Consider the following 19,364-nt stretch of genomic DNA (forward strand, 5'->3'; position numbering starts at 1 on the left):
CGCATGTTTATCTAACATATGTTCGATGAACATGCGTTCTTTTTTTGACTGCTCCAAAAACGCAATTTCCTATAAAGCAAAAAACAGCCCGTCGAGGATTCCCGCTTGGGAATCCATCGGCAGGCTTGACTGACCTCCTTCTTATTCAATTTCTGTCCCTACATTTGGGGTAAATGATGATAGAACAGCGCCGTAACACCGTTATCAAGGTCTGGCTGACCGCTGCTCAACCATCAGAACAGAAATTGAGATCAATCAGTCAAGCCGCCAAAACCCTTGATTTATCAGGCTTTTTTCCGGTTGTCTCTATTATTTCACAAGCTCCATGAATCGTCGCAATGCATCGTTTTCCCATTAATTTTGGCAGCCACAGCATGGCGCACGGGCCTTCCGCATGGAAATGCACCACATCATACGGCCCGAAGGCTACACGAATTGCTGCCACGGTGGAGGCACTCATAGCTGCCAGTCCCCGCTTATCAATCGTAGGAACATTCACGATCCGCACCCCTTTGTATGTTGTTAATCCTTTTTTTCCGCCCTGCTTTCCGCTCCGGTTATAGCAGGTCACCTGATGCCCCAGTTTTGCCATTCGGGTGCTCAGTTCTTCCACTACTACTTCCACGCCACCCTGTCCCAGAGCCGGCATACATTTCATACCAAGGAAAGCAATACGCAGTTGATTTTGTTTCTTTTTTTCCATCACATCGATCCTTCTTTTTTAACCACTGCAAGTACTGTCTTCAGCAGAATCCGAAAGTCCATCCCCACACTCCAGTCTGTAATGTATTCCGTATCCAGCTTGACCACTTCCTCAAAATCCGTGATCTCGCTTCTTCCGCTTACCTGCCACATTCCGGTAATCCCCGGTTTGATAGCAAGTCTTGCACGATGGTGAAGCTCGTATTTTTCCCACTCATCCAGTGTCGGAGGTCTTGTCCCCACCAAGGACATATCACCTTTCAGGACATTGAAAAACTGCGGGAATTCATCAATCGATGTCACCCGGATCAGATGTCCGATCCCGGTCTTCTTCCTGCCATCCGGCAGGATCTTATTTCCAATGACGCGTGTGTCAAAATCCAGCTTGAACATCATGCCGTCCTTCACCCGGTTTTCTTTCATCAACTCTTTTTTCCGTTCCTCCGCATCCAGATACATGCTGCGGAACTTGTACATTTTAAATTTCTTCCCGTTTTTTCCCACCCTTACCTGTGAGAAAAAAATCGGCCCCGGCGACTGAATATAAATAGCCGGTGCAATAAAAACAAATAAGATTCCTGTCAGAATGCAACCCACCAGTCCGCCTGCAATATCCAGGCATCGTTTTAGAAATGCCTGCTTGTCTGTTGTATAATTGATGCTGGTAGTCAGTACCAAGTAATTTCCGATTTTCTCCACCAGCGGTTTCTTTCCCACCTTGTTGGTGGCCTGTGAAATATTAAAGTGTACAGTAACTCCTGTCTCCACCAGCTTGTCTATCAGGCTCTGGGGAAGGGTTTCGTCATCCCCCGGAATCAGGAGCACCTCGTCAATCCATTCCCGGCAGACATATTCCGGTGCGGTATCGACATTTGCCACCACCTGCAGTCCTCCGATATCTTCTCCAACGATATTCCGGTCGGCAATCACCAGACCGGCCAGATTGTACATTTCATAATTATGATGCTTGATGCTTAAAACCACATCCAGAGCCGCCCGGTCGGTAGTCACGATCAGGAGGGAGCGGTCTCCGCCTGTCCGCATCTTCTTCCGGAGCATCCGCTTCCATAGAAGACGCACCGCATAGGTGAGGAAGAGATAAATCACACCTGTCATATACAAAACGATTCTGGAATAATTCGCTGCTTCCTGAATCGTAAACAGATACAGCGTAGCAAACAGAAGTACCAGTACTACATGTTTCAGGGTGACGGCAAATTCCAGATAATATCCCCGTTTCAGTACATTTTTAAATGTTTCAAAGAAAAACAGCACGACAACATCTGCCAGTTCCAGAAAGATTGCCATATTCAGATATAACTGCGATTCATAAGGGCTGCCTGTTCTGTGCCGGAGCAGGTAGGCAAGAATAAATGCCGCCTGCAGGCAGATCAGATCCAGCAGGATAAAATCGCTGTGTTTTAACCATCCTTTGGAACTTTTCTTATACATGAATTTTTAACCTTCCTCTTCTGTTGCTCTTATTTTCTTTTAAAACCGGATGACTTCCTGCCCTTTCAGGATCCTCCTTGGATTCTCCCGAAGCAGCAGTTCCGGGCATGCACTTCCGTACTGTCTTGCCAGCAGATCCCGAAGTGGTGCCAGGCTCAACGTCCGGACATCTGCCCGGTGAGCGTCTGTTGCTGCAAGGGAAGCCAGCTGTCTGTCCAGCATGTAGGCTGCTGCATCCGCTGCTCCTTCTCCAAACCGCCCGAAAATGCTTCCCTTATCCAACTGGAGCACCGCCCCCATCGCGGCCCATTCTTTTACATGGCCAGGTATCCGCTGCACGCAGCGGTACCGTTCCGGATGTGCCAGGACCGGAATGTATCCGGCATCCAGAAGATACGTCAGCATCCTGTAAATCTGCCATGCGGGCGCATCCAGCCTGACTTCTGCCAGGACATAGCGGGTATGATTGATCGTCAGCAGTTCTCCGCGTTTTAACTTTCTTACCAGTTCCGGCCCGTCCATGATCTCCATGCCTTCTATCAGCTGTAATGGAATCCGCTCTTTTGTCAGGAGTTCCCGAAACTGTTCCAACTGTCTGCGGTATACACGTACAAGTTCCGCCGACTCTCTTCCCGGCAGGTTTGCATGACAGGTAGCTGCAACAGTATCAATACCGGACTCTACTGCTGTCTGCGCCATTTCGACTGCCTCTTCCCAGGATCTGGCTCCATCGTCAAGGCCCGGCAGAAGGTGGGCGTGGAGATCGATCATCTTACGTCCTCCCCGGAAGCGGTTTCTTTGGCCCCTTTTGATTCCTGTTTCTTTCCATAGCCATAAGAGCCGTATCCATAGTAACCATATCCGTAACGTCCATAACCATAGTAGCCATATCCGCCCCGGTGTACCGGAACACCGTTGAACACATATCCCAGAAGCGGTGCTTTGCTGTCTTCCAGCCCGGAAATACTGTCCAGAATCCGGCGTTTCTGCACCTGATCGTAACGGATCACATACAGGATGCCGTCCGACTGTTCTGCCAAAATACTGGCGTCCTCAAACATTTCTACCGGCGGTGCATCCAGAAGGATCAGATCCCACTGGGCTTTCATTTCTTCCATGACCTCATGGAAACTGCTATGATTGAGGATCTGCTGAACACCTTTGACAGGTTTGTTTCCTCCAAGGAAATCTACTCCAGTCTCTTTCTCCCGATAAACTGCTTCTTTCAGCGTACATTTCCCTGCTACAACAGAAGCTAGGCCTCTTCCTTTTTCCTCCGTCAGATGCTTCCGGTCTGCCTGCTTGCGCAGGTCCGCGTCAACAAACAGAACTTTTACCCCGTGGGATGCCGCCGCAATGGCCAGGTTATAAGCCAGGGTGGACTTTCCTTCTCCCGGCATGGTGCTCGTCAGTACCAGAACTTTACCGTCCTTTTCCTCCAGTTCACGGGAGATCCGAATCTGCAGACTCTGAATATTTTCCCGAAATGCCTGAGGCGTCCGGTTATCCTTCATCTGGATCCATCTGGTAGTCTGCTTCTTCCTAAGCTTCCTTGAAACTTCCGGTATATTAGCAATACAGGAAAGGCTCATGACACTGTTCAACTCTTCCGGCTTCTGTACCGTTTTCTTGAAAAAAGCATACAGGCAGATAAGAAGGAATCCTGCTCCTGCCCCGTAGACAGCACCTTTTTTGATCTGTCCCCGGTAACTCGGCCGGTTGTACGGCTCCGTCGGAGTCGACGGCTCGTCGATCATATTAAATTTCGTATCCCCGATGACAAACCGTGCCACGTCCGGATAAACCTTAATAGCCGACTCCAAAATCGCTTTGGCATCTTCCGCGCTGTTGCTGGTTACGGTCATGGTAATCATATTAGAATCAGACACTGCCTGTGCGGAGATACTTCCGTTGACCGCATCTACTCCCAGGTCTTCCTCAATCGCCTCCGTCAAAAGGCTGCTGCTTAAAATATAAGGAAAGGTTTTCGCCAGCTGTCCGGCCGTTGTCGTATCATAATAAAAGTTATAGGTACTGTTTTCCGAATCGGTAGATCCTCCGGTCAGAACCGTAAAGGTTGCAGCGGATTGATACATCGGTGTATAAAACAGGCTGGTAGCCCTGAGATAAAAAGCTCCTGCCCCGACTACAGCCAGAAGGATGATCAGCCACCAGAATCGGAGAATCCCCTGAATCACATTCCAGAACAGAGCCCCCAGATCAATCACGTCGTCTTCATCGATCCTTCGGGACAGGTTCTGGTTATTCTTGCTATAAAGATCTCTCTCTGCCATCCTTACACCTCCTCGCTGCCATCAGTTCTGCCGTATCCGTAGTAGGAATGTTCCCGAAGAGAACTCCACAAATGCTCTTTTAAAAAGGCATTTAAAATGAAACCTGTAAAGTCCACGCCTGCCTGGCGGATCGTATCCGAAGCATCGTTTGCCGCTCTCACATCCGTCCAGTCCTGGCGAACGATCAGTACCGCGTTATCTGCCATTTTCAGCATCAATTCCGCATCGCTGGATACGGACATTGGAGGCGTATCCAGAATAATGTAATCCATCTTTTTCCGACCGGCGTCAATCAGCGCTTTCATTTCCATTGAATCCAGATACCGTGCTGCATTATGGATGCTCTTCTCCTGAAACACCGTATAGATCTTTTCCTTTTTCTCATAAATTAGAACATCTTTAATCTCTGCCTTTTTGTCCAGATAATCCGATAGATACTTTCGGTTTTCTTCCTTTTTTTCAAACACTTTATAAAGAGCCGGCTTCTTCAAATCCACGTCAATCAGCATTACCCTCCGGCCTTTTTCCGCCAGTGCAAGGGCCAGGTTTGCCGCCACAGAAGATTTTCCTTCATTTTCCGCCACACTGGTCACCATCAGTACCTTCTGGTCTCTCCTGCGCATATGATGGTCGATTCGGGTTGCTGTCTTACGGACCGCTTCTCCAAACGGCATACTGACCAGCCTGGAAGAGATCAGAATGGATTTATTTAGTTTCCGCAACGCTCCCCGGACGGTTTTATTTTTCCGCTCATATGGAATCAGTTCCAGAATCCGTCCATCCAGATTTCGTTTGGCTCCTTCCCTTGTTTTCACTGTGAAACGCAGGATAGACAGTAAAACGACCAGCCCGCCGGATCCAGCCGCTCCTGCCAGAATGGCAAGCTTCTGGTACCGGGAACTATTCATGGCATTGGAAGGTGCATACGGAACCGATGGTTCCTGTACGATCCGGAGCATCGCATTGGAGAAGAGATAGTCCGATACCTCATCATAATTCCGGATGGCAGACTGGATCACCTGATACGCCCTTCTAGGGTTTTCACTCGTTACCTGCAGCGTGATCAGGTTCGTTTCTTCAATCACGGTTGCCTGAATCGTTTCGTTAATGGAATCTTCACCGAGCTCTTCTGCAATCTTTTCTTTTAAGACATTACTGTCGAAGACTTCGCTGAAGACTCCGGCCATCTGGTTGGTCAAAGACAGAGAGGAATAGGCATTGCTGTCACCTCTCGCACTGACTGCCATGGTGGCCTGGGCGGTAAATTCCGGCACATACAGAATGCTCATGACCCCGGTTACCGCAAACCATCCTGCTGCAGCCGCCAGAAGAATCACCCATATATTTTTCAGCAGGTCCCGGATGATACACAGGATGCTGATTTCATCTAGTCTGAATTCTCTTACTTCATTCTTCATCTGGTATCTCTCCTTTTACTCCCGCACGATTACGGTCAGCCAGGTTTCACCTCTGCCTGTATCGCCGTCTGTCTGATATTGAACCTGATAGGTTCCAGTTTCCCCGGTATTGACCTGAGAACTGATGGAAAGGCTGCCTGCATCCAGCTGGTTGCCGTCCATATCTTCCACATAGTCCACATAGTCTTCCGGGTGGAATTCTGCTCCTTTTTTCAAGTACACAAGAGACTGTGTCAGATGAATGTCTGTGCTGAGCCGGGATGCTTCCACGATATGAACCGGAAGTTCCGCCTGTGTCGTGTCACCCAGACTGTTGGACACTTCCACCTGGATCGTATAGTCTCCTGCAGTCCGGTAATCGACGTTACTCTCCAACAGTTTCACCATAGAAGAGATATCTCCATCGATCTGATCCGCAGCGTGGACATAGCTCCGAGCATTGTTCTCGTTACCTACTGCAAATACCAGCGGCTGGGTCAAAGTAAATTTCGGTGCCTCATAATCAGTAAAACGGACTCTTCTGGTTAGAGTTGCTGCCTGATTGGAGGAATCAAATACCACATAGGTCAGGTTGCACACTCCCGGCTCGATAAACTGGGAAAAGTTTCCTGCCATGATCTGGTCTGTCAGATCCCCGTCTTTTTCGTCCTCTGCTGTCAGTCCTTCCAACAGATCGCTTTCTTCATAAGAAGTGGAGACTTCCAGCTCTTCACGATCGCTTGTGATGACCGGTCTGGTCGGATCTTCTGTTGCCTGTTCTTTAATCCGGGCCGCCCCGTAGATTCCAAGGCTTGCGATAAAAAGGATGATAACCAGTATTCTTATATATCTCATCTTGTTTTCTCCTGTCTCTTAGCTTGGTCAGAATGCATCCAGAAATTCCTGAATGCCCTGTTCGTCTACCTGCGTAATCCCATGGTCCTGGATTTTATAGACCCGGTTACACATGGCAAATACGCTGGGCCGGTGTGCGGCCACAAGAATAGTCCGGTGCGGTTCTTTTTTGATGATTCTCCGAAGCACCCTCCGTTCTGTCGCCACATCCAGCGCACTGGTGGCTTCATCCAGAATCATAACCGGAGCATCTGCAAGAAGAGCTCTTGCGATGGAGAGCCTCTGCTTTTGCCCCTCGGAAAATCTTGTTCCCCGCTCCCGAACCTGTGTGTTCATTCCTTCTTCTAATTTCTCTACAAACTCCCAGGCACACGCTGCCTCCAGAGCCTGCCTGATTTCTTCGTCTGTCGCTTCCGGTTTGACCATCCGCATGTTGTCCGCAATCGTCCCTGTAAAAAGGGTGTTGCTCTGAGGGATGTAGCTGAACAGGCATCGTGTAGCCGAAGATGCCTCCATTGCTGTCCGTCCCGGATTACCAAGATAAACCCGGCCTTTTTGCGGATGGTACAGACCCAGAAGCAGGTTTAGGGTTGTCGTCTTTCCCTGCCCGGAAGGACCGATCAAAGTTTCCCAGACCAGCAATTCTTTCTGGCCAAGCCTTACTTTTTCCGGTTTATACACCAGATTTCTGCTTCTTTTCTCCATCTCGCCATCCCGCCTGCTTTTCATTTCTGTGCATCCGTTACCACAGAATGGTTATTCCGTGGTAAAAAAATACATAACAAAACATTTTTTCTCTAGCATGTTTCATTTTAATATTGTAGGAAAGAGAAGTCAATAGTTTTTTTGCATGCAAAGAAGCCCGTTTGCTTTTTCCGGGAAAACGGGCGTAGGCATGTTGCGCTATTTTTTGAAAAAGGAGGGCAGATCGACATTCCGGGGCTGTTACAAAATGGCACAGTCCCTTATTTTTTGCCGTTTTTCATGGCAGTTACCACGGAATAACCATTCTGTGGTATTTTTTATACGATTAATCTCATTTTTTTGATAATGCGTTCCTGTTTGCGGATGCCTTCCGCCACATAGATCTTATGACAAGCAAGTATTTATGGAAAGAAAAAAACTCTTGCCTGTATAACTACGGATTTTTATATAGCTTTTCTTTACATAATAATCGATACTTTCTGATGTAACTGACAATACGTCACATATCAGAAAGGAGATGGTTTGTTATGCTAAGACAAATCAAAGTTACAGAGCTCTGCAAAGAACTGGAAGAAAAGCTGGTTGGGCTTCAGTATTCCGAAGATTCATTGCGGAGATATCGCAAAGTATTCCGGGAATTCGAGGAATACGCAGGGGATTGTGATTATTCACAGTCCAGGGGAACAGACTTCTTGCTATGGAAGTTCAAACAACTTGGAGGTTTTGTTACATCCGGAGAGCACTCTAAAAATGAGATGTATTACTTTCGGGTAATCCGATCACTTGCTGAATATTATAACTTCGGTACATTGTTCAGACGGCACGATTATGACGGGGAAATTGTTTGGCCGCTTCCCTTTAAGGAGGTGACAGAAGGGTTTTTACAGTATGAAGTAGAATGCGGATGCTCCCAGTGTCACTATCGGCGTTGCCGGGGTATCATTAAGGATCTGATCCTGTTTTTGGATTCCTCGGGCATTCATCATCTCAATGGTGTTACCGCTGATCTAATGTCCCGTTTTACTGAAACAATGATCGGACTCGCCCCAGTAACGATCGCTGAAAGGTTATCTGCCCTTAGGCAGTACTTCAAGTATGCCTTTCTTCACAAGTATGTTGATCAACCTATAGAAGTATTTTTGCCCCATCCTCCACAGAGATTGCGTACAAAACTCCCGACGGTTTGGAGCGAAGAGCAGATCGAACAACTGATCAACAGTATCGATATCACTACCCCCATTGGCAAAAGAGATTACGCTATTATCCTTCTGGGGGCAAGGCTTGGTCTTCGCATTGGCGATATACTTTCTCTTACGTTCAATGACATAGACTGGGGCAAGAAACTTATTACTGTTACCCAGAACAAGACCAGGGAACCGCTATCGCTTCCGCTTCCGGATGATGCGGGGTGGGCGATCATTGATTACCTGAAAAACGGGAGGCCCGTTACGGATTACCCAAATATCTTTGTGACGCATAACGCCCCCTACAAAGGAAGCCCGTTTAAAAGTACGCTTCGGCACAACATCAATAAAGCTTTGAAAAGAGCCGGTATTCCAATCGATAAATCCAAGCGCTATGGCTGGCATTCCCTCCGTCATTCGCTTGCAACAAACTTGCTTCAGAATGAAGTGGATGCGTCCACTATCTCAGATATACTTGGGCATTCGGATCCGCAGGTGGCAAAACATTATCTCAGGGTGGATATAAACGGCTTGCGAAAATGCGCCCTGGAAGTGGAGGGGAAGCCTTATGTCAAAGAATAAGACATTCACCGGCCCCCTTGCGGAACATATACAGAGATTCCTTAATGAAAAGCGTTCCCTTGGGTATAAATACGAAGAACAAGAGCGTGTCCTCTATGTTCTGGACCAAATGAGCAAACAGTTTGACTGTTCAAATGGACTCCCCAAAAACCTTTGCCTGGCTTTTATTGAGCGGGATCCTAACTGGCGACAGAAAACGCAGGAACAACGCGTTACACTGATCCGTACTTTTGCCGAATACCTGATCAGACACGAAACCCCTGCGTACCTGGTGGACTTTTCTATCGTAACTAACAGGCACGAAGATTTCAAGCCGTATATTTTTACACATTCGCAGATCAAGGACATTTTTAATGCTGCAGATTCAATCCGTCCGCATTCTTCTAATTCGCATATTTTTTATCCAGCGATTCTGCGCATTCAGTATGGATGCGGCCTTCGCATCTAAGAAACACTCGGGCTGCGGATGAAGGATGTGGACATGGATAAAAATATCCTGCACGTTATAAACGCGAAGAACAATAAGGATCGCGACATCCCGGTGAGCGACTCGGTGATGGAGTACATCAAATGGTATGGACGTAAAACTCACGCAGCTTATGAGCCAGATGGCTTCTTTTTCAGGAGCCGCCGTGGCAATGGGCATTATGACAAAACATCTGTGAATCATTACTTCCGGGATATCCTGTTTGAATGCGGAATAATGCATGGGAACAAAAGCGATGGCGGGCCTCACCTGCATAATCTCCGTCATACTTTCTGTGTGCATAGTCTGGAAGCGATGTTGAGGAATGGGATCTCCCATCAGGTTGCGTTACCGCTGTTAATGACTTACATGGGGCATTCCTCTCTTTCCGCCACTGGCCGTTATCTGAAACTTACAGCGGAAGCATTTCCTGATCTGGTCGATCAGATCAGTAGGATATATGCTGACATCATTCCAAACCTGGAGGTAAAAACTGAGTATGAAGACGAATGATTTTCCCCGCATGCTCAGTGATTTTTTGCTGAAGGAACTGCCAGGGGTACGCAACCAAAGCAGCAACACCATTGTTTCTTACAGAGATACTTACATACGGCTATTGACCTACTGCCGAGATATACTGGGTATAAGGCCAGAAAATCTTAACGTAGCTGACCTGACTGCTGAACGGATCGCAGAGTTTCTAAACTGGTTGGAACGTAAATGCAATAACAGTATAAGCACGAGGAATCAAAGGCTTGCTGCGATTCATTCATTGTTCCGCTATATACAGATGCAGGCTCCGGAGCACATGTTTCAATGTCAGCAGGTGTTAGGAATCCCCTACAAAAAGACCAGTAGGCGTCAGGTGGGATATCTTAGCGAAGCTGAAACCAAAACATTGTTGTCCATGCCAGATACCAAAACACGTAAAGGACGCCGCGATCAGGCATTGCTCACTCTCCTATACGATAGCGGTGCCCGTGTGCAGGAACTTGCAGATTTACGCGTCGGAGACCTTCGTTTGGAATTCCCTGCCCAGGTCAAACTGACTGGGAAAGGAAGGAAAACCCGAAGCGTTCCTCTGATGGATAAAACTACCGCTCTTCTGAAGAATTATCTTTTAGAACAGCATTTGGACTCTCCATCTGACTTTGAGCATCCATTGTTCTATAACTCACAGGGCAGGAAGCTTACACGGCAAGGTATAGCGTATATCCTCAAAAAATATGCGGTTGCTTGTGAAATTGAAGAAATCTCTCCACATAAAATACGGCATACGAGTGTCCGAGAATGTCTGCAAGGAGAGCGAGATTTTTTTCTACCGCGTAAAAGCAGCGGGCGAACAGATGCCTCAGGTTGTGTGGAAAGACCTTCGTTTTGTCTACGCCGGCCTCTTCACAGATGGCTTTCATTTCATGGCAGATATTGCTCCGGTCCAGTGGTTTTCCGGTTCTTGTCTGAAAGATCGGTCCGCTCTGAATGTCCTGATTGTTTACGTAGGTCCGCAGTTTCTTTTTCAGCTTCTTTGGCAGCAGAATAGTCCGGTCCTTCCCTTTCAGGTGAATCTGTACCCTGCCGCATTTCAGCGCCTCTATCGTGATGAATTTCAGTTCTCCGACCCGGATCCCGGTACCGCAGATTGTCAGAATCACATAGTAAAGCCGAAGATTCGGGCGGTTCCTTGCTGCCATCAGCAGACGTCTGTACTCCTGCTCGGAGAGTTCTCTTTCTTCATCGATAAATGCCTGTCTCTGAATCTTCAGGAGCTTTACCGTGCAGGTTTGACAGCCTGTAAATTCCAGATAGGAATTTACCGCAGAGAGCTTCGCGTTTACGGTCTTTGGCTGGTAGGATCGAATCAGCCTCTCCGGTATTCGAGGATTTTCTGTTTTGAGACTTTTGCGCCGCCAAGAAAAGCGGATAAAATCTGAAGCTCTCTCATATACTTCTCAACGGTAGCCCGGCTTTTTTCTTCCTGAATCAGGAAGATTTCATACTCTTTCAATGACTTTTGCGTAATACGTTTCCCTTCCATAAGTATTCCTTCCTTTTGTGTTTTCTCTTTAGTATCTTCAGCTCTGCCTTCCACTAATCCTGCCTTTGTAAATTTTGCTGTATATAAAAAAAGACTGAATCTATCTCTGTTTTGGTTCAGTCTTTTTGCATTTTTTTTATTTTTCTTTACCATATGGCTGATTTTCGATATAATAAAGTTAATATATTACATCGAAGAAAGGATGCTCTACATGAAAAAAACGCTTTCGCGCCGCCAGAGTTATCTTCTGCTGGCAGTTTTTCCCGCCTATTTTATCATTGTGGGACTATTTATGCAGCCACCTTCGGAAATTCTTTCCGGTCTTTATTCGATTATCCGTGAGCCTGACTTCCTGATTACAGACTATTTTGTGATTGGAGGCATTGGGGCTGCTTTTCTGAATGCCGGCCTGATTACGCTGCTTTTACTGCTGGTTCTTTATCTTCTGCATATGGAAATCGACGGTCATACCATCACCTCCTGCTGCCTGATCTTTGGCTTTTCTTTGTTTGGAAAAAATGTCGTCAACATCTGGACGATTCTCCTGGGTGTCTATTTGTATGCTCACTATCACAAGACTTCCATCCGGAATTATCTTTATGTCGGTCTGTACGGAACGAGCCTTTCCCCGATTATTACCCAGGTTATGCAGTTCGAAGGATTATCATTGCCTGTCCGGGTCTTTTTAAGCTTTGCTATCGGTATCAGCATTGGTTTTGTTCTGCCTCCATTGTCTACCCATGTTCACTATGCTCATCAAGGTTACTCTTTGTATAACGTCGGTTTTTCTTCCGGTATCATTGCGACAGTCATCATCTCTTTATTCAAATCCTTTGGAATTGAAGCAGAATCCCGGCTGATCTGGCATACAGGAAGTAATCTGGAGTTTTCCATCATTTTGGGGGCACTGTTCCTGATCATGATTTTATCTGCCTTTCTTCTGGACCGGAAGCAGCTGTTTGCTTCCTATAAAAAAATCCTTAAATGCAGCGGAATCTCAGGAACTGATTATCTGAAACAGGAAGGGAAAGCGCCTGTTCTTCTCAATATGGGAATCAACGGATTTTTCGCCATGTTTCTTGTGCTGATTTTGGGCGGAGATCTCAACGGTCCGACCATCGGCGGTATTTTCACGATCGTCGGATTTTCTGCCACCGGGAAGCACCTCTTTAATATTGCCCCGATCATGATCGGCGTTATTTTGGCCAGTGTAACAAAAGAGTGGAATATCAACGATCCGTCACCGATGCTTGCTCTTCTGTTTTCTACGACTCTTGCCCCGATCGCCGGGGAATTCGGGATTGTAGCCGGTCTCCTCGCCGGATTTCTTCAGTCTTCTGTAGCATTAAATGTTGGAATTCTTTATGATAGTATGAATTTGTATAATAATGGATTTGCCGGAGGAATTGTAGCCATTTTCATGGTTCCGGTGATCCGTTCCATCCGCTCCAGAAGAGCGCGCGCAAAAGGCGACCTCTCTCTTTAGAGGCCGCCTTGCTTACCATTCCTTATGCATTTTTTGAAATTCCGGTATGTAGAGAATAAGTGTCAAAAACATGATCACCATCTCAGCGAGAATAAAGAAATCCGCTGTCTTTTTGGGAATTCCCGGAAATACCACCAGTGCCAGAAGTAGTAAAAACAAGGTGGCTGTACATACTTTTCCAAACCATTTTGCTCCGTTTAGCTTCTGCCCGTGTTTCAGATTCCAAGCTCCCATCACCGCCATAAATCCTTCTTTTACGATCATCAGAAGGATCAGATAACGCATCAGTGGATAGCGGAACGCAAGACAGATGGCAACTGCCGCATGGGTCAGTTTGTCCGCCACAGGATCCAGAAATTTCCCAAATTCGGTGATCATATTGAAATGTCTTGCGACTTTCCCGTCCAGGAAATCGGTGATGGTGGAGATCAGAAGAATCGCCGCCGCCTGATATTCCTCCTGAATGGAATCTGCACGTAAGTATACAATACAAAATACCGGGATCAGAAGAATCCGGAAATATCCCATGCAATTTGGTATTGATAACAGTTCTTTTTTTGAAAAATGCTTCATGTTCCCTCCATTCTGGTTTGACAGGCCCCCTCTTCTTTGTTTAAAATAGTGATAAAACAACGACAGGCAACAAGGAGGCGCTTTATGCTGCGAAATATTGATCTAAATGAAATCTCTGACGGAAATCTCTACACTTCCAATGATCTGGTCCGTGCCGACTGCGGCGGATGCCGCGGGTGCTCGGACTGCTGTCAGGGAATGGGAGATTCCATCATTCTGGACCCGTATGATATGGACCAGCTGTACCGTGGAACCGGCCTGAAGCCGGAGGAGCTTCTCCTTCGCGCTGCAGAGCTTTCCGTTGTGGACGGCATCATTCTTCCTCATCTGAAGATGACCGGAGAACGGGACTGCTGCCCGTTTCTTTCCGAAGACGGACGCTGTCAGATCCACGCATTTCGTCCCGGATTCTGCCGGCTCTTCCCGCTTGGCAGACTGTATGAGGATGGTTCTTTTTCCTACTTTCTTCAGACGAAAGAATGTAAAAAGACCCGCCGTTCCAAAATCCGGATTAAAAAGTGGCTTGGCATCCCGGACCTGCCGCGCTATGAAGACTATGTGTGCAGCTGGCACTACCTTCTGATGGATCTTCAGGCCCATATTGAACGGACAAACGATGAATCCTATCAGAAACAGGTATCCATGTATGTGCTTCAGAACTTCTACCTGACCCCGTACCCGGAAGAAGGCTTTTATGAATCCTTCCAGGAGCGGTATGAGACGTGCAAGAAGCTCTTTCACCTGACATAAGACTGCTTATGCCGGCAGGTGTTTTACAGTTCTCTGGAATCCAGAACGATCGTAAACGGTCCGTCATTGATGAGGGAGACTTTCATATCTGCACCGAATCTCCCTCTTTCTACGACCGGTACCTGAGCCTTGCAGGACTCAATGATATATTCGTACAGCTCCTCTGCCGCTTTTGGATCGCCGGACTCGATAAAGCTTGGCCGGTTTCCTTTCTTGCAGTTGGCATACAGGGTGAACTGGGAAATCAAAAGCAGACTTCCTCCCACATCCGCCAGGGACAGGTTCGTCTTGCCATTTTCATCTTCAAAGATCCGCATTCCGATCAGCTTTTTTACCATCTTGTCCGCGGTCTCTTTTGTGTCTTCCTTTCCGACACCGATCAGGACCATAAATCCCTTTCCAATACTTCCGATGGTTTCTCCATCAACGGTTACCGAGCTCTCAAGAACTCTTTGAATTACAAATTTCATCTTTTTCACTCCTTTTTTTCTCCTATCTATCTTACCGTTTTTTTGTCTGTTCTGCAAGAAATACCTTGTATTTCCGCAATAAATAAGATATATTGATACAGTATGATGAAATTTGGAAATGAGGATGAGACATGAAATTACAGCAGCTGCTCAGCTTTACACGGAAAGCTGTGGACGAATACCAGATGATCGAAGCAGGAGACAAGATTGCCGTCGGAATTTCCGGAGGCAAGGACAGTCTGACACTTCTCTACGCGCTCGCCGGTCTGCGGCGTTTTTATCCGAAGCCGTTTGACCTGATTGCCATCACGGTGGACCTTGGCTATGAGAAGTTTCATACAGAGAAGATTGAGGCACTCTGCCAAGAGCTGGATGTGCCATACCATGTAGTAAAAACGGATATTGCAAGGATTCTGTTTGAGGAACGCAAGGAAAGCAATCCATGTTCGCTCTGCGCCAAGATGCGCAAAGGCGCGCTCAATGAAGCAGTGAAGAAACTGGGCTGCAACAAGGTTGCCTATGCCCATCATAAGGATGATATTGTCGAGACGATGATTCTTTCTCTGATTTTTGAGGGACGGTTCCACTCTTTCTCTCCGAAATCCTATCTGGACCGTATGGATCTGACTGTTATCCGTCCAATGATGTATGTCAATGAAGCGGATGTCATCGGATTTCAGAGAAAATATGAGCTTCCTGTCGAAAAGAGCCGCTGTCCGGTGGACGGGCTGACAAAACGGCAGTATGCCAAAGATCTGATTCACCAGCTGGAGCTTGACCATCCGGGTGCAAAGCAGCGCATGTTTACCGCAATTATAAATGGAAATATTGAAGGCTGGCCGGTACGGCTGACAAGAGAGGAAGTAAAAAGCAGTTCTTAAAGAACTGCTTTTTTCGTTGCTTCTTTGATTTTTACGATCTCTATAATCGCATCTACACATCCGTCGATGCCAAGCTTTCCGCTGTCAAGGCAGACATCATAGCTCTGAACCGCCGACCATTTCTTGTTAGTGTAATAGTTATAGTAGCTGCCGCGCTTTTTGTCCGTCTTGATAATCATTTCCTTCGCTTTCGCCTCTGTCATGTCATACATCCGGCTGATTCGTTTGGCCCGCTTTGCTGTGTCCGCATGGATAAAGACAGACAGGACATTCCGGTAATCCTCCAGCGCATAGTCCGCGCATCTTCCGATCAAAATGCAAGGTCCTTCTTCGGCAAGCTTTTTAATCGCGTCAAACTGTGCGAGGAAGATCTTATGGTTGATCGGCATGTCAGAGTAGCTCCCTGATTTATATCCGAGTGAATAGGTATCCATTACCAGAGAATAGAGAAAACTGCTTGTCGGCTTCTCATCGTGTGCCTTTAAAAGTTCCTCTGCAATTCCACTGTCTTTGGATGCACGATCCAGCATTTCTTTATCATAAAATGGGATCTCCAGCTTCTCGGAAAGACGCTCGCCGATCTCGTGTCCACCGCTGCCAAACTCTCTCCCGATTGTAATAATTGTATTTGTTTTTGACATATACATCACGCTCCTTTAACCAGTCAGCTGTCAAGCTATCGATAGGACTATTATATATCAAATTGAGCAAAATGTATATAACTTTACCAAAAATTTAACTTTTTCTTCTCAGTTTTTGCAATAAATCAACAAAATATTGCGGAAGAGGGGCATCGAATTCCATGTATTCTCCCGTTGCAGGATGATAAATTCCCAGAATCTTCGCATGCAGCACCTGCCCTTTCAGCCCTGGAAAAGGAGGTCTGGAGGACGGTCCGTACACTTCATCCCCGAGAAGCGGATGATGAAGCGATGCCATATGGACACGAATCTGGTGGGTACGCCCCGTCTCGAGACGGCAGCGGATGTAGGTGAAATTTCCAAAACGCTCCAGCACCTCATAATGGGTCACAGCCTGTTTTCCATTTTTATGGTTGATGCTCATCTTTTTCCGGTCTGTCGGGTGGCGCCCGATCGGCGCGTCCACGGTTCCGGTGTCTTCTTTGATATTCCCGTATACAATCGCATGGTATTCCCTGCGGATCGTATGCTCTTTCAGCTGCTCCGCAAGAATCCGGTGGGCCTCATCATTTTTGCATACCAGAAGGGACCCTGTCGTATCCATATCGATCCGGTGTACAATTCCCGGACGCATCACGCCATTGATCCCCGAAAGGCTGTCTTTGCAATGATACATCAGTGCATTGACAAGCGTCCCGCTGTAATGCCCCGCCGCCGGGTGGACAACCATCCCTTTCGGTTTGTTGACGACCAGAATATCCTGATCCTCATAAAGAATATCAAGCGGGATGTCTTCCGGAAGGATATCCGGCTCCTTTGCCTCCGGGATCTCCACCGAGATTTCATCGCCTGCCCCCAGTTTATAGTTTGCCTTTACAGGCTTTCCGTTTACACTCACATGGCCCTCTTTGATCAGCTTCTGAATATAAGAGCGTGATACTTCCTCCAATCTGCACGAAAGGAATTTGTCGATCCGTTCTCCGACAAATTCCTCCGCCTGCAACACTTTATTTTCCATCTGTGCCTGTTCCTTTCTTTCTTCCAAGAAACTCCAGCTCCTCCTCCTTGTACCGGAAAAAGATCAGGATAAGCAGTACCGCAAATGATACCGTCACATAAATATCTGCCACGTTAAATACCGGAAAGTCAATCAGACGGAAATAGAAGAAATCTACCACATATCCAAGACGAATCCGGTCAATCAGATTCCCGGCCGCGCCTGCCACAATGAAAATTCCGCAAAGTCTCAGCGGCAGATACCGGCCGGTCTTCGGAATCCGCACGTAACAGTAAAGAATAAAAGCAAAAATCAGAATGGCAACGCACACGAAAAAGATCTGCCGGTTCTGCAGAAGACCAAACGCGGCACCTCTGTTTTCCAGATAGTTCAGTTCAAACACGTTGTCAATCAGGACAAAGGCAGGACCGTCCTTCAGATGCGTGACTGCCAGATATTTGGTATACTGGTCAATCAGTACCGCCACGATGACAAGAATCACTGCCATGACATAATTTTTCAGTCCATTTTTCTTATTCATATCTCTCTCCTGTGATCATCAATCAAGTATATTTTCGGACTTCAACATAGGATCTTCCCTTCCGCGTCTCGGAAAGCACGCCCTCGTAACGGAATTTCCCCATTCCCCGCACCGAGATAATGTCTCCTTCCTTCAGGCGGTACCCGTTGCTCACAATCAGCCTGCCGTTTACAAACACCTTTTTCCCTTCAATCAGTCCGGAAAGTCTGCTTCTCGAGGAAGAAAATGCAAGTGCCAGAAGACTGTCCAGTCTTACAGACGCAACTGTCCCCCGTATTTCTTCAAAGGACGGCTCGTACTGAAACTCCTGCTGTGCCTCAATCTGTGCCATTACAGATGTGTGACGGATTCTGGTCAGATTTTCCGCAAGAAAGTCCGCCATGCTTTCCGATACAAATACAACCGCCTCCCGGTCTTCCACGAGAATGTCACCGATCTTGCATCTTTCAATTCCAAGATTCAGAATTGCTCCAAGATAGTCCCGGTGAGACAGTTCCTCCGAAAACTTCGGATTCAGCGGGCGGATACGAAGGATGGAAAACGGATAAAAAAACTCATAACAAAGAGCATCAGGTAGAAAAGCAACCATCTGACGCTCCGCTGCCGCATAGCCGCCAAAAGTCTCGTATCCGGAGTATAGCTCCTCCTTTGACAGCGTATGCAGAATATTCAGTTCATTCAGATTCAGAAAGTCACTGAACATCACAATCCCGCGCTGGTAGGCAGTGCGGGATAGGTCAATCAGTCTTTTCTGAAATATTAATTCTTCTCTTTCCATTCTCTGAAACCGGTTTCTTAGTATCTTTTGCTGATAGAAGACACATCAAAAGATGTGTTCAGAAGATCCTGAAGATCTCCGGAAATACCTACGTTTGTAGGAGTCAGCAGGAAGATGAAACTGGAAATCTTCTGAAGGTTTCCGTCAATGGCAAATGTCGCGCCTGATGTAAAATCAATGATACGCTGCGCAATCTCAAGATCAAGGCCTTCCAGATTCAGAATTACAGTACGTCCGCTCAAAAGTGTCTCTGTAATCTCTCTTGCGTCATCCACAGAGCTCGGCTTGATCACACATACTTCCATGCCTGTAGCCTGCGGTCTGCGGCCTGAACGTCTCATAGGTGTCACTTTGCTGTTCTGAGAAGATGTCTGTCTGGATTCGTAGTCTTCCTCTTCTTCTGCAGAGAAATTTTCTGTCTCTTCATTCGTCTTATCTCTTCCAAACAGTTTTCTTTTCGGTTTCTCTTCGTAGTCCTCTAAGTCATCTTCATCAAAGAAATCATCGTTCTCATAATCGTCGTCGTCATCACTTAATTTCATGATATTCAAAAACTTGTCTAATACACCCATTTT

22 protein-coding genes are annotated in these 19,364 nt (G+C 46.9%); 6 read left to right on the top strand and 16 right to left on the bottom strand.

Translation table 11 applies throughout. From position 1 onward, the window contains the following. Positions 1–259: 259 nt before the first annotated feature. From FGQ85_RS03275 to FGQ85_RS03305, 7 genes are read right to left on the bottom strand one after another with little or no spacing between them, the layout of a single operon-like run. Positions 260–703 carry a glycosyltransferase family 4 protein gene (locus tag FGQ85_RS03275; RefSeq protein WP_138372650.1) on the bottom strand — a complete coding sequence of 148 codons (444 nt, stop codon included), beginning with the start codon at positions 701–703 and terminating at the stop codon, positions 260–262. After that, positions 703–2,154 (bottom strand): sugar transferase, encoded by a 1,452-nt coding sequence (locus FGQ85_RS03280; RefSeq protein ID WP_138372651.1) that lies wholly within the window; start codon positions 2,152–2,154, stop codon positions 703–705. Before FGQ85_RS03280 ends, FGQ85_RS03275 begins: the two co-directional genes overlap by 1 nt. Positions 2,155–2,193: 39 nt before the next feature. Next, on the bottom strand, positions 2,194–2,925 hold the full coding sequence (locus tag FGQ85_RS03285) for a CpsB/CapC family capsule biosynthesis tyrosine phosphatase (RefSeq protein WP_138372652.1): 732 nt from the start codon (positions 2,923–2,925) through the stop codon (positions 2,194–2,196). Further along, a complete protein-coding gene (locus FGQ85_RS03290) occupies positions 2,922–4,448 on the bottom strand; it encodes a polysaccharide biosynthesis tyrosine autokinase (RefSeq protein ID WP_138372653.1) in 1,527 nt (508 codons plus the stop codon). Before FGQ85_RS03290 ends, FGQ85_RS03285 begins: the two co-directional genes overlap by 4 nt. Positions 4,449–4,450: 2 nt before the next feature. Further along, positions 4,451–5,866, bottom strand: a complete 1,416-nt coding sequence (locus FGQ85_RS03295) for a polysaccharide biosynthesis tyrosine autokinase (protein WP_138372654.1) — start codon at positions 5,864–5,866, stop codon at positions 4,451–4,453. A gap of 15 nt (positions 5,867–5,881) precedes the next feature. Beyond that, entirely contained in the window at positions 5,882–6,700 is an 819-nt protein-coding gene (locus tag FGQ85_RS03300) for a bacterial Ig-like domain-containing protein (protein ID WP_138372655.1), read from the bottom strand. Between the two features lie 27 nt (positions 6,701–6,727). Further along, entirely contained in the window at positions 6,728–7,405 is a 678-nt protein-coding gene (locus FGQ85_RS03305; protein ID WP_243128474.1) for an ABC transporter ATP-binding protein, read from the bottom strand. 527 nt (positions 7,406–7,932) lie between these two features. Between FGQ85_RS03305 and FGQ85_RS03310 the strand changes: the two genes are divergently transcribed. Genes FGQ85_RS03310 through FGQ85_RS03320 form a run of 3 tightly spaced genes read left to right on the top strand, consistent with a single transcriptional unit; the run spans position 7,933 to position 10,150 of the window. Beyond that, positions 7,933–9,171, top strand: a complete 1,239-nt coding sequence (locus tag FGQ85_RS03310; RefSeq protein WP_243128475.1) for a site-specific integrase — start codon at positions 7,933–7,935, stop codon at positions 9,169–9,171. Further along, on the top strand, positions 9,158–9,619 hold the full coding sequence (locus FGQ85_RS03315; protein WP_138372657.1) for a hypothetical protein: 462 nt from the start codon (positions 9,158–9,160) through the stop codon (positions 9,617–9,619). The genes FGQ85_RS03310 and FGQ85_RS03315 overlap by 14 nt, the downstream gene beginning before the upstream one ends. Before the next feature lie 12 nt (positions 9,620–9,631). Further along, positions 9,632–10,150 carry a tyrosine-type recombinase/integrase gene (locus FGQ85_RS03320; protein WP_347563042.1) on the top strand — a complete coding sequence of 173 codons (519 nt, stop codon included), beginning with the start codon at positions 9,632–9,634 and terminating at the stop codon, positions 10,148–10,150. Positions 10,151–10,854: 704 nt separating this feature from the next. On the opposite strand, the gene FGQ85_RS18715 is transcribed toward FGQ85_RS03320, so the two are convergent. Both FGQ85_RS18715 and FGQ85_RS18275 read right to left on the bottom strand, forming a co-directional pair. Next, on the bottom strand, positions 10,855–11,559 hold the full coding sequence (locus FGQ85_RS18715; protein WP_347563043.1) for a tyrosine-type recombinase/integrase: 705 nt from the start codon (positions 11,557–11,559) through the stop codon (positions 10,855–10,857). Then, positions 11,496–11,672, bottom strand: coding sequence for a hypothetical protein (locus FGQ85_RS18275; RefSeq protein WP_171027872.1), 177 nt, complete (start codon positions 11,670–11,672; stop codon positions 11,496–11,498). The genes FGQ85_RS18715 and FGQ85_RS18275 overlap by 64 nt, the downstream gene beginning before the upstream one ends. Positions 11,673–11,874: 202 nt before the next feature. Between FGQ85_RS18275 and FGQ85_RS03330 the strand changes: the two genes are divergently transcribed. Further along, positions 11,875–13,158, top strand: coding sequence for a DUF1576 domain-containing protein (locus FGQ85_RS03330; RefSeq protein WP_087169369.1), 1,284 nt, complete (start codon positions 11,875–11,877; stop codon positions 13,156–13,158). A 12-nt stretch (positions 13,159–13,170) separates the two neighbouring features. On the opposite strand, the gene FGQ85_RS03335 is transcribed toward FGQ85_RS03330, so the two are convergent. Beyond that, positions 13,171–13,731, bottom strand: a complete 561-nt coding sequence (locus FGQ85_RS03335; RefSeq protein ID WP_138372660.1) for a CDP-alcohol phosphatidyltransferase family protein — start codon at positions 13,729–13,731, stop codon at positions 13,171–13,173. An 84-nt stretch (positions 13,732–13,815) separates the two neighbouring features. On the opposite strand from FGQ85_RS03335, the gene FGQ85_RS03340 reads away from it, so the two are divergent. Then, positions 13,816–14,481 (top strand): YkgJ family cysteine cluster protein, encoded by a 666-nt coding sequence (locus tag FGQ85_RS03340; RefSeq protein WP_138372661.1) that lies wholly within the window; start codon positions 13,816–13,818, stop codon positions 14,479–14,481. Positions 14,482–14,504: 23 nt separating this feature from the next. On the opposite strand, the gene dtd is transcribed toward FGQ85_RS03340, so the two are convergent. Further along, on the bottom strand, positions 14,505–14,951 hold the full coding sequence (gene dtd / locus FGQ85_RS03345) for a D-aminoacyl-tRNA deacylase (protein ID WP_118637346.1): 447 nt from the start codon (positions 14,949–14,951) through the stop codon (positions 14,505–14,507). 131 nt (positions 14,952–15,082) lie between these two features. Between dtd and FGQ85_RS03350 the strand changes: the two genes are divergently transcribed. Next, positions 15,083–15,832, top strand: coding sequence for an ATP-binding protein (locus tag FGQ85_RS03350; RefSeq protein ID WP_087169366.1), 750 nt, complete (start codon positions 15,083–15,085; stop codon positions 15,830–15,832). On the opposite strand, the gene FGQ85_RS03355 is transcribed toward FGQ85_RS03350, so the two are convergent. The 5 genes from FGQ85_RS03355 to FGQ85_RS03375 all read right to left on the bottom strand — a co-directional run bounded on the left by FGQ85_RS03355 (position 15,829) and on the right by FGQ85_RS03375 (position 19,361). Beyond that, on the bottom strand, positions 15,829–16,473 hold the full coding sequence (locus FGQ85_RS03355) for a cytidylate kinase-like family protein (RefSeq protein WP_087251931.1): 645 nt from the start codon (positions 16,471–16,473) through the stop codon (positions 15,829–15,831). The two genes, FGQ85_RS03350 and FGQ85_RS03355, sit on opposite strands and share 4 nt — an antisense overlap. Positions 16,474–16,567: 94 nt before the next feature. After that, positions 16,568–17,491, bottom strand: coding sequence for an RluA family pseudouridine synthase (locus tag FGQ85_RS03360; protein WP_087252086.1), 924 nt, complete (start codon positions 17,489–17,491; stop codon positions 16,568–16,570). Beyond that, positions 17,481–18,011: a signal peptidase II gene (gene lspA / locus FGQ85_RS03365; RefSeq protein ID WP_087169364.1), complete on the bottom strand. Its 531-nt coding sequence runs from the start codon at positions 18,009–18,011 to the stop codon at positions 17,481–17,483. Before lspA ends, FGQ85_RS03360 begins: the two co-directional genes overlap by 11 nt. 22 nt (positions 18,012–18,033) lie before the next feature. Beyond that, entirely contained in the window at positions 18,034–18,789 is a 756-nt protein-coding gene (locus FGQ85_RS03370) for a YlmH/Sll1252 family protein (RefSeq protein ID WP_138372662.1), read from the bottom strand. A 17-nt stretch (positions 18,790–18,806) separates the two neighbouring features. After that, the gene (locus tag FGQ85_RS03375) at positions 18,807–19,361 is read right to left on the bottom strand and encodes a cell division protein SepF (RefSeq protein ID WP_087251932.1); all 555 of its coding nucleotides are present in this window, start codon (positions 19,359–19,361) and stop codon (positions 18,807–18,809) included. Positions 19,362–19,364: the final 3 nt, after the last annotated feature.

The sequence above is a fragment of the Pseudoflavonifractor sp. BSD2780061688st1 E11 genome (assembly GCF_005844125.1).
In the GTDB taxonomy this organism is placed as follows: Bacteria; Bacillota; Clostridia; order Lachnospirales; family Lachnospiraceae; genus Sellimonas; species Sellimonas catena.

What these genes read in the sequence shown, in the direction of transcription:
- FGQ85_RS03275 (WP_138372650.1), bottom strand. Translation starts at nt 703, where the DNA reads ATGGAAAAAAAGAAACAAAATCAACTGCGTATTGCTTTCCTTGGTATG.
- FGQ85_RS03280 (WP_138372651.1), bottom strand. Translation starts at nt 2,154, where the DNA reads ATGTATAAGAAAAGTTCCAAAGGATGGTTAAAACACAGCGATTTTATC.
- FGQ85_RS03285 (WP_138372652.1), bottom strand. Translation starts at nt 2,925, where the DNA reads ATGATCGATCTCCACGCCCACCTTCTGCCGGGCCTTGACGATGGAGCC.
- FGQ85_RS03290 (WP_138372653.1), bottom strand. Translation starts at nt 4,448, where the DNA reads ATGGCAGAGAGAGATCTTTATAGCAAGAATAACCAGAACCTGTCCCGA.
- FGQ85_RS03295 (WP_138372654.1), bottom strand. Translation starts at nt 5,866, where the DNA reads ATGAAGAATGAAGTAAGAGAATTCAGACTAGATGAAATCAGCATCCTG.
- FGQ85_RS03300 (WP_138372655.1), bottom strand. Translation starts at nt 6,700, where the DNA reads ATGAGATATATAAGAATACTGGTTATCATCCTTTTTATCGCAAGCCTT.
- FGQ85_RS03305 (WP_243128474.1), bottom strand. Translation starts at nt 7,405, where the DNA reads ATGGAGAAAAGAAGCAGAAATCTGGTGTATAAACCGGAAAAAGTAAGG.
- FGQ85_RS03310 (WP_243128475.1), top strand. Translation starts at nt 7,933, where the DNA reads ATGCTAAGACAAATCAAAGTTACAGAGCTCTGCAAAGAACTGGAAGAA.
- FGQ85_RS03315 (WP_138372657.1), top strand. Translation starts at nt 9,158, where the DNA reads ATGTCAAAGAATAAGACATTCACCGGCCCCCTTGCGGAACATATACAG.
- FGQ85_RS18275 (WP_171027872.1), bottom strand. Translation starts at nt 11,672, where the DNA reads ATGGAAGGGAAACGTATTACGCAAAAGTCATTGAAAGAGTATGAAATC.
- FGQ85_RS03330 (WP_087169369.1), top strand. Translation starts at nt 11,875, where the DNA reads ATGCTCTACATGAAAAAAACGCTTTCGCGCCGCCAGAGTTATCTTCTG.
- FGQ85_RS03335 (WP_138372660.1), bottom strand. Translation starts at nt 13,731, where the DNA reads ATGAAGCATTTTTCAAAAAAAGAACTGTTATCAATACCAAATTGCATG.
- FGQ85_RS03340 (WP_138372661.1), top strand. Translation starts at nt 13,816, where the DNA reads ATGCTGCGAAATATTGATCTAAATGAAATCTCTGACGGAAATCTCTAC.
- dtd (WP_118637346.1), bottom strand. Translation starts at nt 14,951, where the DNA reads ATGAAATTTGTAATTCAAAGAGTTCTTGAGAGCTCGGTAACCGTTGAT.
- FGQ85_RS03350 (WP_087169366.1), top strand. Translation starts at nt 15,083, where the DNA reads ATGAAATTACAGCAGCTGCTCAGCTTTACACGGAAAGCTGTGGACGAA.
- FGQ85_RS03355 (WP_087251931.1), bottom strand. Translation starts at nt 16,473, where the DNA reads ATGTCAAAAACAAATACAATTATTACAATCGGGAGAGAGTTTGGCAGC.
- FGQ85_RS03360 (WP_087252086.1), bottom strand. Translation starts at nt 17,491, where the DNA reads ATGGAAAATAAAGTGTTGCAGGCGGAGGAATTTGTCGGAGAACGGATC.
- lspA (WP_087169364.1), bottom strand. Translation starts at nt 18,011, where the DNA reads ATGAATAAGAAAAATGGACTGAAAAATTATGTCATGGCAGTGATTCTT.
- FGQ85_RS03370 (WP_138372662.1), bottom strand. Translation starts at nt 18,789, where the DNA reads ATGGAAAGAGAAGAATTAATATTTCAGAAAAGACTGATTGACCTATCC.
- FGQ85_RS03375 (WP_087251932.1), bottom strand. Translation starts at nt 19,361, where the DNA reads ATGGGTGTATTAGACAAGTTTTTGAATATCATGAAATTAAGTGATGAC.